Below are 15,070 nucleotides of genomic sequence, written 5' to 3' on the forward strand. Positions count from 1 at the left end.
TTGGTGACCACTTTTTCGTTTTTCCTTCAATTTTGGTCATCATGAGCAATCCATGGTTACCACTTTTTTGATTTTCCCTCGGTTTCGGTCATCATAAGCACTCCATGGTTACCACCTTTTTGATTTTCCCTCGGTTTCAGTCATCATGAACGCTCCATGGTGACCACTTTTTCGTTTTTCCTTCAATTTTGGTCATCATGAACTTCTTGGTGACCACTTCTCGATTCCTATTAGGTTTCGGTCTCTAACTGTGAGCAATCGTCACCCCTCTTTCTTTAATAATGTTAATTTCATTATCATTTATATGGGTAGCTTGTGCAAACATAGTATTATTATCTAATAGCATAAGCAGATAAGCGAAAAAAACACATGATATTTCACATGTGAACTTATCGTGTGCTTTGTGAATAGGTTCTCAAAAAGACAAAGAAAAGCACCCTTCCTACTGTGAAGAGTGCTTTTAATTATGCTGCTTCTCTTTTTGGTTCCAAAACCAACTCAGGTTTCCCTGATGGCATATTTGCAATAAAAACTCCAAGTAAAACTAATATTCCACCAAGAATTTGGCTAACTAGGATTGGATCACCTAATATAAAGTGGGAAGCCAGAATGGCTATAAAAGGTTGAACGTTCATGAACATGGATGCAGCTCCAGCACCCACTTCGGAGACACCTTTATTCCACCAAAAACCAGCAATTCCTTGTGCAAGAATACCGGCAGATATCAATAAAAACCACATGAACATCGAATGACTCATTACAGTTCCACTTACAATTCCTTCAACGCCTGCTGCCGGAATCATTAATACACTTCCAAGAACTGTCGAATAAATGGTAATGATATAAGTATTCATGGATTTTGACAACGCTCGAATAAATAAGAGACTAATAGACAAACAAAGCATCGCTACTACTATATTTAAATCACCCCATGATATCCCAAATGATCCACTTGCCACTCCAATGATAGAAAACACACCCACTAAACTGATACCGGCACCCGATACTTTTTTCAACGTAAACTTCACTTTAAAAATAATCCGCTCTAAAAAAATCGTGGCAATTGGGGCCAAAGCAATAATTAGGGAGGCTTTTGCAGGTGTTGTATGGTTAAGACCTGTAAAATAGAAGGTTTGATTAATCAGAGTACCAAAGATTCCAGCTCCTAATAATAGTTTCCATTCGGATGAACTTGGACGTCTAATACCTTTTCGGATCATAGCAATTATAAGTAAAAAAAGTGAGGTGCAACAAATTCGGACTGTTGACAAAAATACAGGGGAAAAGTCTTGAAGCAAATAAGCGCTAATGGGGTAGTTACATCCCCATAATATAGATACTAATAATAAGCTAAAGAAAGCTTTACTATTCTTAAACATTATATGGATAAACCTTACCTTTCTACAATTCGGATAAAAACAGTCTTTATTATAGCATATTATTTCGGAATACGAATGAAAATTATTTTACTTTCCTGCTCACCCTGTAGTTTAGTTGATTTGTCGATACCAAAAAAGAGGACGAAATTTCCCAAAATTTCATCCTCCAATTTGTTCCTTATGAGATTCTTAACTTATTTTTTTAACTTAACCATAATTCCATCACTGAATCCAATTCTTTACATAAGTCTATTTTCTTAGAATAAAGCTTAGTAAGTTCCTCATACTCCATTTGGTTTTGCGCCATGGATATGTCTATCGCTTTTATTTCTTTTTCAAGGCTTTCAATTCTTGCTAGTGCTTTCTCCTTTTCACCTTCCTGATTAATATCTTGGGAGCTATTGTTTTGTTTCTTATCTTTCACACGTTTTTCAATGGGTTCTTCCTTAGGCTGCTGACTTTTATAATCATCGTAATTTCCTGGATAGCTTTTAAAACGATAATCCTCCAAAGCAATTACTCTTTCAGCGATTTTATTGATAAAATATCGATCATGAGAAATAAAGAAGATGGTTCCTTTAAAGTCTTCGAGAGCTTCCTCAAGGGTTTCGATGGAATCAATATCTAGATGATTGGTCGGCTCATCCAATATTAATAAATTGATGTCCTGATATAACAACATGGCTAGCTTAAGCCTAATTCGCTCTCCACCTGACAAGTGCTTAACTTTTTTGAACGGGCTCTTTTTATAAAACATGAATTTTGACAGATACTCCCGAGCTTTTCCCTCCAGGATAGAAATATCTTCCCTAAAAGTTTCGAGTACTGTAAACTCTTCATCTTTAAAGGTAATTTTCTGTGGTAAGTAAGCAGCCATAACATTAGCACCTAATTCCACCACACCTTGATCCGGCTGTTCTTCACCTAGAAGCATTTTTAAAAAGGTGGTTTTTCCACTTCCATTTGGACCAACCAGCCCTACCCTTTCACCATAATGAATCATTAAATCTGTGTTCTTAAAAATATTCTTATCCTGATACCTTTTTGAGAGTCCAATCGCTTTAATTGTTTCATTTCCAGACCGCTGTCCTTCTTTGAATTCAAGCCTCATATTCCGTCTTTCAAAAACAGGTTTATCAATTCTCTCCATTTTATCAAGCTTCTTTTGGATGCTGGCTGCTCTTCTAAAAAACTTATTATTATCAGCTCTCATAGCCCAGTCTCTAAGACTCATAACCTGCTTTTCCATATTATTGACCTTTTTCTGCTGTTCCCGAAAATGCTCATACTGAATCCGCATATTTTCTTCTTTTTGACTAACAAATGTTGAGTAATTGCCCTTATAGGAGATTGACTCCATATCCTCTATTTCTACAATTTTATTGACTACATGATCAAGAAAGTAGCGGTCATGGGATACAATAATGACAATTCCCTTATAACTCTTTAGATAACCTTCAAGCCATTCAATGGCATCCATATCTAAGTGATTGGTCGGTTCATCTAGGAGAAGTATATCCGGATTATGAATCAACAACTTTCCAAGCACTACAGTCGTTTTTTCCCCGCCGCTTAATAAATCAAAATCCTTATTTAAAAAGCTTTCTGAAAAATTCAGTCCAGTACAAACCTTGCTTAGTTTCTCTTCACGTTCGTATCCGCCCTTCACTTCAAAAAGCTGAACCAAATCACTATACTTATTCAAAGCTTTTTCCAGGGCCTTATCTTCCAGCGCTTTCATCTGTTCTTCTATTTCCCACATTTGACCCTCAATGCTGACAATCTCCTCAAAGGCTAAGTTAAGGATATCAATGACTTTTAAGCCTTCCGGATAAACAGGGGACTGTTCGAGATATGCCTTAGTCGCTCCTCTTGGCAGATTAATGAGCCCTTCATCATATCCAGGGCTTGAGGTTTGGGGGTAGCCTGGATAATAATGCATTTTCTCGATTCCAGCTATCAGTTTAAGAATCGTACTCTTGCCGCTTCCATTGGCACCGACGATCCCAACCTTATCTCCTTCATAAGCTTCAAACGTTATATTTTTAACCACAAGGGTAGCTTCCATAAATTTTTTAACGCCATGTAATTTCATTTCTAACATAAAATCTCCTTCTTTCATCCATAATCCAGTTACACCTTTTATGGACAAGGCAAAGAAGAACTTGCGATACTTTTTTATTTGAAGGCTGTGTTAACTAGACTGTTGATTTGCGTTCCAGGCGCGAGCGGTTCGCGGGCTCGCCCGTGAGCCTCCTCGGTCGTTCCGACCTGCGGGGTCTCACTCAGCTCGTGCATCCCGCAGGAGTCGAGCGCCTTCCACTCCAATCAACAGGTTCTAAAATCATCAGTATCCTTTAACACAGCCAATTTGTAAATAAAAAGACCGTAAGAAGATGTTGCTTCTTACGGTCTGAATAATCAGTGAAAATAATTTACCAGGAATCAAAGCAAAAATGCACACGCGAAAAAAGCGCATGGTTATGCCTATTGTCCTTAATAAATGATTATTTTGATTTCAGTAAAGTAAGTTACCTTCTAAATTGCCTTGATTCCATAAGAGCATAACAAATAAACCTAAGTTTTTTAGGTAAACGAACACTCGTTACAAAATCCATATTAATTTTCAAATGAATTAATATTAGCAATTAGTTGGTTCCATAAACTTACTTTCCCCCTTCAAAATTTCCTATATTATCTCATTATTTGCTTTTTTTGTAAATATCTTTCCTTAATAAACAATATACCAATTAATCCGATCATGGAGAAGATAACCGGGGTAATGAATCCGTAGTAATATCCATTCCCACTACTACCTGAGGCGGTCTGGTACTGTTCCAATATGATTCCAAAAATGCTTGGCAGCAGGACGGCACTTAGAAATCCGCCCGTATTCGCTAAGCCAGATACAACACCAGATTCTGATAGAGGAAAAGATTGACGAACAAGAGCAAAGGTTAAGGCACTTGCTCCATATCCAAAGCCAATGATAAAAAAAAGCATGATAAGCATATACTTAGGCGGATTCCCATTATATAAAAGAAAAGTTGACCAGCCCAATAAAATAGTGATATGCACTACAACATAGGGTCGTTTTATGGTTCCCAGTTTACTTGAAATCCAACTAGTCAGCGGTGAACCAATAAGCGCACCAATCAGACCAATCATAATCAGCTCACTCACCTCTGAACGTGTCATACCATATACATCCATCCCATATGGCACCGCCCACGAACCGATAAAACCCACATATGCTCCAACCACACCAAAGTGACAAAAGAATAAAGACCATGCCTGCCGATCTGAAAAGATTCTTCTTAGTAACACAACTGTTTTTTCACGGTCTATCTCATTAGGTAGTGACACCTTTTCGTTAAGAAAGTGTTGCGTTGGTTTTTTGATGAGGACAAAATAAAGAAGTATTCCACATAGACATAATAGTAACCCTGCTGAAAAAAATGCTGACCTCCAGCCAATCAAGTCAATCAGAGAGGAGAATGGAACAGTCGCTAAAAGAAAACCTAGACTTCCGGTCATGCCCGCCAGTCCAATTAACCGAACAAATTCCTTAACTTTAAACCATTGTCCCAAGATTAGCACCATATTTACCCAAATGGTCGCATCCCCCGTCCCCGTTAATATTCTGGCAAAAAACAGGACAAATTCATGCGTACCAAGACTATAAATGATTGTACCCAAACCGGTAAGGACTGCACCTATAATAAGAAAAAAATTCGGCCCATACCGATCAGCTAATATACCCATCGGAATTTGGAGACCTGTATAAACAAAAAATTGAATACTTGTTAGTAAACCAATCGTTGCTGCAGTTACATTAAAATCACTCATCACTTGGTCGGTAATCAATCCTGGAGCGGTTCGTTGGCTTGCCATTAAGAAATACGTAAACAATACTGAAGCGAAAACCATCCATCTAAATTTGCTATTTTGTTTGTCCAATGTTTTCTACCCCTATTAAGCTTTTACTCTTATATATATGGAATTTCTGTGGAGGTAGAAAGGAAGAATTTATAAATAGGCTGTGTAAAAAATTTTCTGTTGATTTCCGCTCCACTAAGGAAAGCATCATCGAATAATCACCGCAGTGATAGGCGGTTTTTGCCTGTCACGAGGCACTTCGCTTTCCGCGGGCGGTACGGGGAGCCTCCTCGGCGCTGAAGCGCATGTGGGGTCTCCCCTGCCCCGTCCTCCCGCAGGAGTCTTCGTGCCTTCCGCTCCAATCAACAGGTGCAAATACCAACATTTAGCTTTAACACAGCCAATAAACATAAAAAAAGGTAACAACAATGAGGTTTGTTACCTTTTTTGTATTCTGTACTTTCTAGAAATTTACCTAGGGTAATATTCTAGCAGCACTAGAGAATCTAGACGGATCATATGAAGCTATTTTCACAACATCACCAGTTTGTGGAGCATGGATATACTGCCCGCCTCCAATATAAATACCAACATGATAGGCAGGTGATCCATTAAATACTAGGTCTCCTGGTTGTACTTGATTCACTGAAATTCTTGTTCCCACATTTTGCTGAGCACGAGATGTTCTTGGAAGACTAATACCAACGGAACGATACACATATTGAACAAATCCAGAACAATCAAAGCCGCTTGGAGTTGAGCCGCCCCAAACGTATGGAACACCTAAATATTGTTTAGCATTGGCAATAACCGCATTTGCACTTGCAGAACTCGTTACATTGACAGGAACAGTTGGCGGTGTAGAAGCCGATGGTGTGTTTGTGTTTACAGTAACTGGCTGTTGAGCTTGTTGAGCTTGTTGAGCTTGTTGTTGGGCCGCTAATTGTGCCACTTGTTGAGCCATTTGATTCTGTTGGTTTTGTAATATACTTTGTGCAGCTGCCAGGTCTATTTCAATTTGTTTCTTATCAGCTTCAATTTGTTTTTGTTCAGAAGCTAATTCAAGTTTACTCTTTTCCAACTGATTGATTTGATTATGTAATTGTTTTTCTGCTTCTTTTAATAATTTTTCTTTTTGATTTAAGCCGTCAAGTAAATCGGTGTCATTCTCAATAATTTGCGAAATTGCAGTAAAACGATTAAAAAACTCAGATAGGCTTCCAGAAGAAAGCAATAGTTCTGCATAAGAAACGACAGACTGATCTCCTTTTAGCTGAATGCTCTTTAATCGTTCTGAATACACCTTTTTATGATTATCTAAAGCCACTTCAGCCTTTTCAATTTCAGCCTCTGTTTCGATAATTTTTTCTTGTTGTGTTTTTATTTCTTCATTTAATTTTTGACTATTCTCCATTGCTAAAATGATTCGGTTGTCTAGTTGTTGAATCTTGGTTTCAAAGTTATTGATTTGTTCCTTCGTAGCATCAATTTGTCCTTTTGTCACTGGATTCGCAAAAGTAGGGGTTGCTTGTAGTGTAGTAGCAAGAATAACAGCCGCTACTGTATATTTTATGAATTTTTTTATCATCTCATAGTCTCCTCTAGTAACCTATCATTTTATTAAAATTACTAATATATTCCTAGTTTATATTCCAAAAGGACTAAAAACAATAAACTAGTCGATTTTGTAATTAAAATGTAATTTAATGTAGAATAATTTGTTCAAAAGTTACCTTCCTGCCTCCAAATTTGTAGAAACATGTGGAATTTCTTATAAAAAAAGCACCCATTCTTTAAATCGAATGGGTGCTTGCTATTTATGCTACTTCCTTTTTGGATTGTTCTACTAATATATGTTGTGGTATCTTCCAAAGCTTAATCCATTTGTTTATTGAAGTAACCATAATGACTATACCAAGGATGAGCATGATAATGGATAGAATACCGTTTAATACACTGAAACCAGCATTATCTGCATTGAAATAAACGTTTTTAATCATCCAGTAACCTGCAGTCATGACAGTTACAAATAGGTAAGCAAGCGGGATTAGACATGTCAGCATATACCAGCGCTTTTCGGCAATCTTAAGGATAACTGTTGCTCCGACAATGAGTCCGATTGAAGCCATTAATTGGTTCGATACACCAAATAATGCCCAGACGGAACTGATGTCTCCCGAGAAAAGAAGATATCCCCAGACGAAGCAGGCTAATGCACTGGCAAAGATATTTGCTCCAAGTGAATCTGTACGTTTTAATGGTTTAATAAAGTCTCCAAGGAAATCTTGAATAAGATAACGAGCAACCCTCGTTCCTGAATCAATCGCAGTTAAGATAAAGACAGCCTCAAATAGAATGACAAATTGATAGAAATAAGATGCTAGTTTTGCGAAAAATGGAACTGCTGCGAAGATGTATGTCATCCCTACAGCGAGAGTAACAGCTCCACCTGTTCTTCCTTCAAGGTCCATTCCTACCTTTTCCTCGAGTTCGTTCAGTTCAACTGTTTCCATTCCAAGTGTAGCAAATTTTTCAGGAGTTGAATTGATTGCAAAATAATCTCCTGGCTGTAGAGAGATGGCAGCAATTAAAGCCATAATTGCAACTAAGCATTCAACAAGCATGGCTCCAAAAGCTACACCTTTAATGTCACCCCAGCGGTTGACCATCTTCGGTGTAGTGCCGGACCCAACAAATGCGTGGAATCCTGAAATAGCTCCACAAGCAATTGTAATCGAGATAAACGGCCAAACTGGACCGGCAACAACAGGACCACCGCCGTTAATAAATTCTGTAAATGCGGGAAATTGAACTTCCGGATTTACAATGAATACCCCAACGATCAATGCAGCGAATACCCCAATCTTCATAAATGTACTTAAATAATCGCGTGGTGCCAGCAATAACCAGACTGGTAATGCCGCCGCAAAAAATGCATAGATAGGTAAAATAAGAGCAAGCGTGCTTTTTTCAAGAGTTAACAAATCTCCTAACCATGTACCTTGAATATTTGGTCCCCAAACGATTGCGGCCATGATTAGAATGAAACCTACAGTTGTAGCCAGTTTTAAATTACCTGTCTTTTTATGATATAAACCAACACCCATTGCGATCGGAATCGTTATTCCAACTGCAAATGTCCCCCATGGGTTTCTTTCAAGTGCGCCTAACACAACCATTGACAAACCTGCCATAGTAATCGTGATAATGAATAACATCGCTAAGCCTGTACAGAATCCTGCTACAGGACCGAGTTCTTCCTTTGCAACTTCCGATAAAGATTTTCCTTCTCTGCGCATGGATGCAAAAAGAACGACCATATCGTGGACAGCTCCACCAATTACTGCACCAATTAACAGCCAAAGTAGTCCCGGTAAATAACCAAATTGTGCTGCCAGGATTGGACCAACTAATGGGCCGGCGGCAGCAATTGCCGCAAAATGGTGACCAAAAACAACCCATTTATTTGTAGGTACATAATCCTGTCCATCTTCAAATTTTTGAGCAGGTGTCGGCTTTGAATCATTAAGCTTTAAAACCTTAGCTGCCATAAATGTCCCATATAAACGATAAACGATTAAGAGGATACAAATTGAACCAATTACAATTGAAATCGCATTCATTTTTACTCCCCCTCCATTTCTTCTTTTTATAAAAATAATCTTACAAAATGAAAACGCTTTTATCTCATTTTCAGGATAACTTGCAAAAATGGAAAGGTGAATTGCAGAAAACAACAGGTGAAATACAAGAATGGACAAATGAAAATCAGTGAATTTAAAACCCTAAAATCTGCTTTAATTCTTTTACATAGGTCCGGCTGACTGGAACTTTTGAGCCGTTCTTCATGATTAAATTATAGGTAGAGTTAAACCAAGGCTCTATTTCTGCGATATGATCGATATTTACAATGAAACTCCGATGGACACGAAGAAATTTGGTGTTAGGTAACTTTTTCTCTAACACAACGAGCGCCTCACTTACTTTGTACGTTTGGTCCATCGTTTCAATTGTGCATTTACCCTCACTGGATTCCAAATAAACAATGTCAGCATTGGTTAATAAAATAATTCTTTCATCAACAAGGACAGCAATTTTTTCACTTTGGTTGTTTTTAACAGTGGAATAAATGGGAAGATCCTGATCCCCAATTTTTTGCATCATTTTAATTTTTTCTAAAGTTTTTCCGATACGTTCTTCATCAAAAGGTTTTAAGATATAATCCACCGCATTTAATTCAAAGGCCTTTAGCGCAAACTCATCGTAAGCAGTAGCAAAAACAGTTGCTGGAGCCGGATTAAGTTTTTCCAATTGCTTTGCTAAGTCCAGTCCGCTATCTTCAGCCAGTTCAATATCTAAAAAGACAATGTCCGGTTTTAGCCCGAAAATATCTGCAATGGCATCCTCGGCACAATCACTTTCACCTAAGACGACCACCTGTTTGCTGCGTAACAACATGTATTTTAATTCATCTCTTGCTAATGGTTCATCATCCACTATGTAAGCTTTAAGCATTTTGAACAAAAACTCCTTTATAGTCGTGCGGAATGGATATCGTGACTGTTGTTCCATGGTCCACTTGACTGTTAATAGTTAAATAGGCTTGACCATTATAAATTCCTTTAAGACGTTCATTTATATTAAAAATGGCTGTGCCATTTCCTTTTTTAGAATTTACAATTTGCTTCCCTAACACTTCTATCCTCTCTTCAGGGATACCTTTTCCGTTATCCGCAACAATAATTTTCAGTTGATTATTTTCGAAAAAAATCTGGATGGTGATTTTTCCTTCAGACTTACTTCGGGGAAAGCCATAATGAATTGCATTTTCTACCAATGGCTGCAGGGTAAATGGCGGAATCAGTACTTCTTCGAGTCCTGGTTCAATTTGAAAATCTACGATGTACTTATTTGGAAAACGGGTCTGTTCCAAAGATAGGTAAGCCCTTACATTCGCCAATTCCCTCTCCAATGGGAGGAGCATTTGCCTGGCTCCCTGGAGATTTCCGCGAAAAAATGAACTAAGCTCCAACAGTAATTTACGAGCCTTATCTGCATCGGTTCGGCAAAGTGCAGAGATGGTATTGATACTATTAAATAAAAAGTGCGGATGGATTTGTGCCTGTAAGGCTTTAATTTCTGCATCTTTCAATAGCTTTGTCTGCCTTTCTGCTTCTGCAAGTTCCAGCTGAGTTGAAAAGAGATTCGCAAGTCCTTCAGCTAATTCCTGCTGCACCTTATCTAATTTTTCCGGGTCGGTATAATACATTTTTAATGTTCCGACAATTTTATTTTTAACCTTTAACGGCAGCACAATGGCGGCTTCTAAAGGACAGTCATGGTGAAAACAGAGAATTTCATTCTTTGATCTTGCAACTGAAATCATGCCGAATTCGAGCACTTTTTTTGTCAATCCGGTCTCTGGCTTTAACTTAGGGATATGGTGATCAGAAGCAGCGCCGACATGAGCCAGGACTTGCTTTTCATCTGTAACGGATACAGCGTCGGCTTGGGTTAGTTTTAACATAATTTCCGCTATTTCCCTGCAGGAGACGAAACTTAAGCCTTGTCGAAAATAAGGCAGTGTTTGGTCGGCAATAAGAAATGCCTGGTTGGTTTGAATTGCACGGGTAAGTTCCTTATCACGTTTTATTGCTCTTATAATGAACATAAACAGCAAGGTTCCTAATCCATTGCCGAATATCATCGGGACGCTGATGAACTGTACAAGACTCCACGCTTGTTCAAATGGTTTTGCAAAAACAAGAATAAGTAACATCTGTACGGATTCCAATATCATTCCTATCATGACAGCAAATCCTGCAGTGATTTGATTCCCCATCTGTTTTCTTTTACTTCCAAAGTAACCTGCGATAATTCCAGCTAAGATAGTAGAAATCCCACAGGAAAATGCGGTGAAACCGCCAAGCGTATAACGATGGATTCCAGCAACCAATCCTGCTCCAACACCAACGATTGGTCCTCCGAGCACTCCCCCAATGACAACCCCCATTACTCTTGTATTTGCCAGCGCACTCTCATGTTCTAATTCAGAAAGCCACGTCGCTCTATTAATAGAATTATAATGTACTTCAACCCCTGTATAATTACTAATGATCCCGAAGGCACCAAAAAGTAAAATAAGCAGGATTCTCTCATTTGTCTTGTGCTTGGTTTGAATAATATGACGAAATGATTTCATTTGCGAAAGCAAAAAAGCAACAATGACAATGATTCCGACCTTTTCAAGCATTAATGCTGCTAAATTAAACATTTTCACCCATCCTTTAAATCGATACCTGTCACACGCTGAAACTATAACATTATTCTAAACTGATATTTTAGTAAACAGAGAAATTCCATAAAAAGTATATCGATGCTAAGGAATTTTTCACTACCTATTTTAACAAAAAAAATACCTATAGATAAAACACTCTTTTTCAAGTGTCCTATCTATAGGTACCATATTTAGTGTAATGTGTTGTAAAAAATCAACCTAGAAATAAGTCAGATGACAGATAACGTTCTCCCGTGTCTGGGGCTAAACAAAGGACTCTTGCTGAAGATGGCAGCTTTTGTGCTACCTTGACAGCAAAATATGCAGAAGATGCTCCTGACGCACCTACAAAGATCCCTTCTTCTGCAGCAAGTCTGCGCGCAGTCACTTGGGCATCTTCATCCTTAATGAGCAATATTTCATCAAAAATAGCACGATTTAAAATCGTAGGAATAAAACCGGGACCTGTCCCTGGGATTTTATGAGGCCCAGGCTCACCCCCTGATAGCACAGGGGATCCAAACGGTTCGACCACATAAATCTTTAAGTTGGGAATCTGCTTCTTTAGCTCCTCCCCTACCCCTGTTACTGTTCCTCCTGTTCCTGCTGTCAACACAAGGGCGTCCAATTTTCCTTCAAATGCTTCTAGAATTTCAACCGCAGTGGTTTCACGATGTGCATCGGCATTTGCAGTATTCTCAAACTGCATAGGAATAAAACTATCAGAAATGGATTCGGCCAATCGGGTTGCTTCATCGATGGCCCCTTGCATTCGTAAACTTGCAGGTGTTAGGTGAACTTCCGCTCCATATGCTTTTAAGATTTTCACACGCTCAAGCGTGGCATTATCCGGCATCGTAATAATACAACGATACCCTTTTACCGCACATACCATCGCAATTCCAATTCCAGTATTACCAGAAGTCGGCTCGATAACGGTACTTTTTCCTGGAATTAATTTCCCCTCTTTTTCTGCACGTTCAATCATATTAATCGACGCACGGTCTTTAACACTGCCTCCTGGGTTAAATGATTCCAATTTTATGTATACCTCTCCCCCTGTTGGGTCGGGTAATTTATTTAATTTTACAATCGGCGTTTTCCCAATCAAGTCAAGAATTGAGCTGTAGAGTTTCATTGTCCTTCCACCTTTCAATATATTTAATTGCAAATCACATGTTACTCTTTTATATAGCACATAATAGATTTTTCTATCCAATATGTAAATACAGTTTTGGGACTTAGATGCTCATACTTTTTCATTTTTAAATACATATCTTTTCCATCCGAAACATCATGCCATAAATCCGTAAACACAAAATCAAAATTGCCATTTGCCACGTGTTTTAGTGCATAATCAAAAGCATCCGCTTTAATAATCTTAATCTTATGAGCATTTTTGAATTGTGGTAACACGTATTTTTTAAATAAATTTATAACATTTTCATTGAGGTCAACAATCGTGACACTATCAACATTTTCTTTTTCGGAAACCATATAGGCATAATAGCCAAGTCCCAATCCGAAAGTAAGTACATTACCAAACGCTCTGTCAACGGGTTCTTTCATCGTTTCAATTTCATTCGGAGTAATGGTCATCCAGATTCGGTCATTTTCTAAAACAGCTGGAAACATGAATTCAGTTTCAAAAAATCCGATTTGTGGAATTTGTCTCCCGTCTTTTGTTTGAATAATATCATTACAAACAAAACCTTCAAAAGGTTTATATTTTTCATATTTTAATTCACTGTTGCCGATTTTTATCGTTGGAATCTTGATATTCTTATAATATGGGTTGTTAGAATACTCATTTGCGTCAAGTTTATGTATCATCTTGTTAAAATAATTGTTGAAAAATTCCTTATCAATAGCATTATCAACAATATCAAGACCGAAAGCCGAAGCTAATAAAATCCCAAAAGCTTGTTTATAAGAAACACCATATGTAACAAGTTCGTCAATTTCAGTTTTATCAATAAAGTCAGGCGCATTATTTAAATAATTACTAAGTAAAGCAAAAATCTTGTAATTATCTTCTATTATTTTATCTTTAATATCATTATTAGCGTCCACTTACTCACCCGTTCTGGAATAATTCTAGACTCAACTAACTACTACCTATATCAAGAATACTCTTTTTCCTAAAAATAAATACAGGGAAAGCCCATCACGTTTGTTCAATCAATCCAAACATAAGGAATCCCTGTATTTTCTAATTACATATTAATATACATCACGTTGATAACGTCCTTGCTTCTGCATATCTTTTAGATAGTTTTCAGCATCTTCCCGAGACATGGCACCTTCTTTTTCGATCACGTTTATTAGTGCTTCGTTAACGTCCTTTGCCATACGTTCTTTATCCCCACAAACGTAGAAATATGCTCCATTTTCTATCCACTCAAATAATTCCTTGCTATGTTCAAGCATTTTATGCTGAACATACACTTTTTGATCTGTATCACGAGAGAAAGCTGTGTCGACCCTTGTCAATACACCATTTTGCTGATAGTTTTCCATCTCATTTTGATATAGGAAATCAACTGCTGCATGCTGGTCTCCAAAAAATAGCCATGAACGGCCTGCCGCTTTATTCACTGCACGTTCCTGGATAAAGGAACGGAATGGCGCAATGCCTGTTCCCGGACCAACCATGATAATATCTTTATCTTGGGACTCTGGCAAATGGAAATGTTTATTTGTTTGAATAAATACCGGGAGCATTTCCCCCTCCTGTACCCGTTCAGCACATAAAACAGAGCAAACGCCTTTTCGATCACGGCCGTTTGCCGAATAGCGTACAGCGCCGATAGTGAGATGAACCTCATCTGGATTTGCGGCAATGCTGCTGGCAATCGAATAAAGACGTGGAGTCATTTTTCTTAATAATGAAACGATATCCTGTGCGGAAGCCTTCCAAGGTCCAAAGTCACGCAGCATATCAAGCAAATCACGCCCATGGCAGTATTCCTTAAGTTGGGCTGCATTTTCAGCCAATACGAGATTCTGTAACTCACTGTTCTCTGTCAGCACAGCAGCCTGCTGCAAGATTTTCCTACTCAACATTGTAATTTCAAAATAGCTTGTTAACGCTTTCCTAAGTGAAAGTGTTTCACCTTGCTTTCCAACAGTTACAACCGCTTCTTCATCCCATTCCATTTCTTCAAGAATGAAATTCACAAGTTCAGGATCATTTGAAGGAACAATGCCAAGTGCATCACCAGGGTTATAGGAAAGATCTGAACCTTTTAATGATAATTCAATATGTCTTGTTTCCTTACTAGACCCTGCTCCATTTAAATTAATATTTTTAAGGACCTTTGCTTGAAAGGGATTGTTTCTTGAAAATGGAAGGTTGTCACTTTTTGTACTTGGATTATCTAAAATTAATTGCATAGCTCGCTCTTAACCTCCAAAATTATTATATAAAGAAAATAACATAGTAATAGAATATCAGATGTGTATTTTAACACACAATAACAATATCTCATTGTTACAGTAGAAAAAATTAACATTCCTTCTAACGCATATGGAA

At 37.9% G+C, this 15,070-nt stretch carries 10 protein-coding genes; all 10 read right to left on the reverse strand.

What is annotated here, in order from left to right; all coding sequences use genetic code 11:
• Window positions 1-464: 464 nt before the first annotated feature.
• On the reverse strand, window positions 465-1,379 hold the full coding sequence (locus QUG14_RS13190) for a DMT family transporter (RefSeq protein WP_289340990.1): 915 nt from the start codon (window positions 1,377-1,379) through the stop codon (window positions 465-467).
• 202 nt (window positions 1,380-1,581) lie between these two features.
• The gene (gene abc-f / locus QUG14_RS13195; protein WP_289340991.1) at window positions 1,582-3,483 is read right to left on the reverse strand and encodes a ribosomal protection-like ABC-F family protein; all 1,902 of its coding nucleotides are present in this window, start codon (window positions 3,481-3,483) and stop codon (window positions 1,582-1,584) included.
• 590 nt (window positions 3,484-4,073) lie between these two features.
• Entirely contained in the window at window positions 4,074-5,339 is a 1,266-nt protein-coding gene (locus QUG14_RS13200) for an MFS transporter (RefSeq protein ID WP_289340993.1), read from the reverse strand.
• A 394-nt stretch (window positions 5,340-5,733) separates the two neighbouring features.
• Window positions 5,734-6,846: a C40 family peptidase gene (locus QUG14_RS13205; RefSeq protein WP_289340994.1), complete on the reverse strand. Its 1,113-nt coding sequence runs from the start codon at window positions 6,844-6,846 to the stop codon at window positions 5,734-5,736.
• Between the two features lie 229 nt (window positions 6,847-7,075).
• Entirely contained in the window at window positions 7,076-8,881 is a 1,806-nt protein-coding gene (locus tag QUG14_RS13210; protein ID WP_289340995.1) for a carbon starvation CstA family protein, read from the reverse strand.
• A 154-nt stretch (window positions 8,882-9,035) separates the two neighbouring features.
• Complete coding sequence (locus QUG14_RS13215) at window positions 9,036-9,773, reverse strand: LytR/AlgR family response regulator transcription factor (protein WP_289340996.1); 738 nt, start codon at window positions 9,771-9,773, stop codon at window positions 9,036-9,038.
• Window positions 9,766-11,532: a sensor histidine kinase gene (locus tag QUG14_RS13220; protein WP_289340997.1), complete on the reverse strand. Its 1,767-nt coding sequence runs from the start codon at window positions 11,530-11,532 to the stop codon at window positions 9,766-9,768. Before QUG14_RS13220 ends, QUG14_RS13215 begins: the two co-directional genes overlap by 8 nt.
• 217 nt (window positions 11,533-11,749) lie before the next feature.
• The gene (gene cysK / locus QUG14_RS13225; RefSeq protein ID WP_289340998.1) at window positions 11,750-12,673 is read right to left on the reverse strand and encodes a cysteine synthase A; all 924 of its coding nucleotides are present in this window, start codon (window positions 12,671-12,673) and stop codon (window positions 11,750-11,752) included.
• 41 nt (window positions 12,674-12,714) lie between these two features.
• Window positions 12,715-13,608 carry a spermine/spermidine synthase domain-containing protein gene (locus QUG14_RS13230; protein ID WP_289340999.1) on the reverse strand — a complete coding sequence of 298 codons (894 nt, stop codon included), beginning with the start codon at window positions 13,606-13,608 and terminating at the stop codon, window positions 12,715-12,717.
• A 150-nt stretch (window positions 13,609-13,758) separates the two neighbouring features.
• Window positions 13,759-14,931: a sulfite reductase subunit alpha gene (locus QUG14_RS13235; RefSeq protein WP_289341000.1), complete on the reverse strand. Its 1,173-nt coding sequence runs from the start codon at window positions 14,929-14,931 to the stop codon at window positions 13,759-13,761.
• Window positions 14,932-15,070: the final 139 nt, after the last annotated feature.

The sequence above is a fragment of the Neobacillus sp. CF12 genome, from assembly GCF_030348765.1.
Taxonomy (GTDB): Bacteria; Bacillota; Bacilli; order Bacillales; family Cytobacillaceae; genus Neobacillus.

Bases quoted from the DNA above. Each gene is read 5' to 3' on its own strand.
- QUG14_RS13190 (WP_289340990.1), bottom strand. From the start codon at position 1,379: ATGTTTAAGAATAGTAAAGCTTTCTTTAGCTTATTATTAGTATCTATA.
- abc-f (WP_289340991.1), bottom strand. From the start codon at position 3,483: ATGTTAGAAATGAAATTACATGGCGTTAAAAAATTTATGGAAGCTACC.
- QUG14_RS13205 (WP_289340994.1), bottom strand. From the start codon at position 6,846: ATGATAAAAAAATTCATAAAATATACAGTAGCGGCTGTTATTCTTGCT.
- QUG14_RS13210 (WP_289340995.1), bottom strand. From the start codon at position 8,881: ATGAATGCGATTTCAATTGTAATTGGTTCAATTTGTATCCTCTTAATC.
- QUG14_RS13215 (WP_289340996.1), bottom strand. From the start codon at position 9,773: ATGCTTAAAGCTTACATAGTGGATGATGAACCATTAGCAAGAGATGAA.
- QUG14_RS13220 (WP_289340997.1), bottom strand. From the start codon at position 11,532: ATGTTTAATTTAGCAGCATTAATGCTTGAAAAGGTCGGAATCATTGTC.
- cysK (WP_289340998.1), bottom strand. From the start codon at position 12,673: ATGAAACTCTACAGCTCAATTCTTGACTTGATTGGGAAAACGCCGATT.
- QUG14_RS13235 (WP_289341000.1), bottom strand. From the start codon at position 14,931: ATGCAATTAATTTTAGATAATCCAAGTACAAAAAGTGACAACCTTCCA.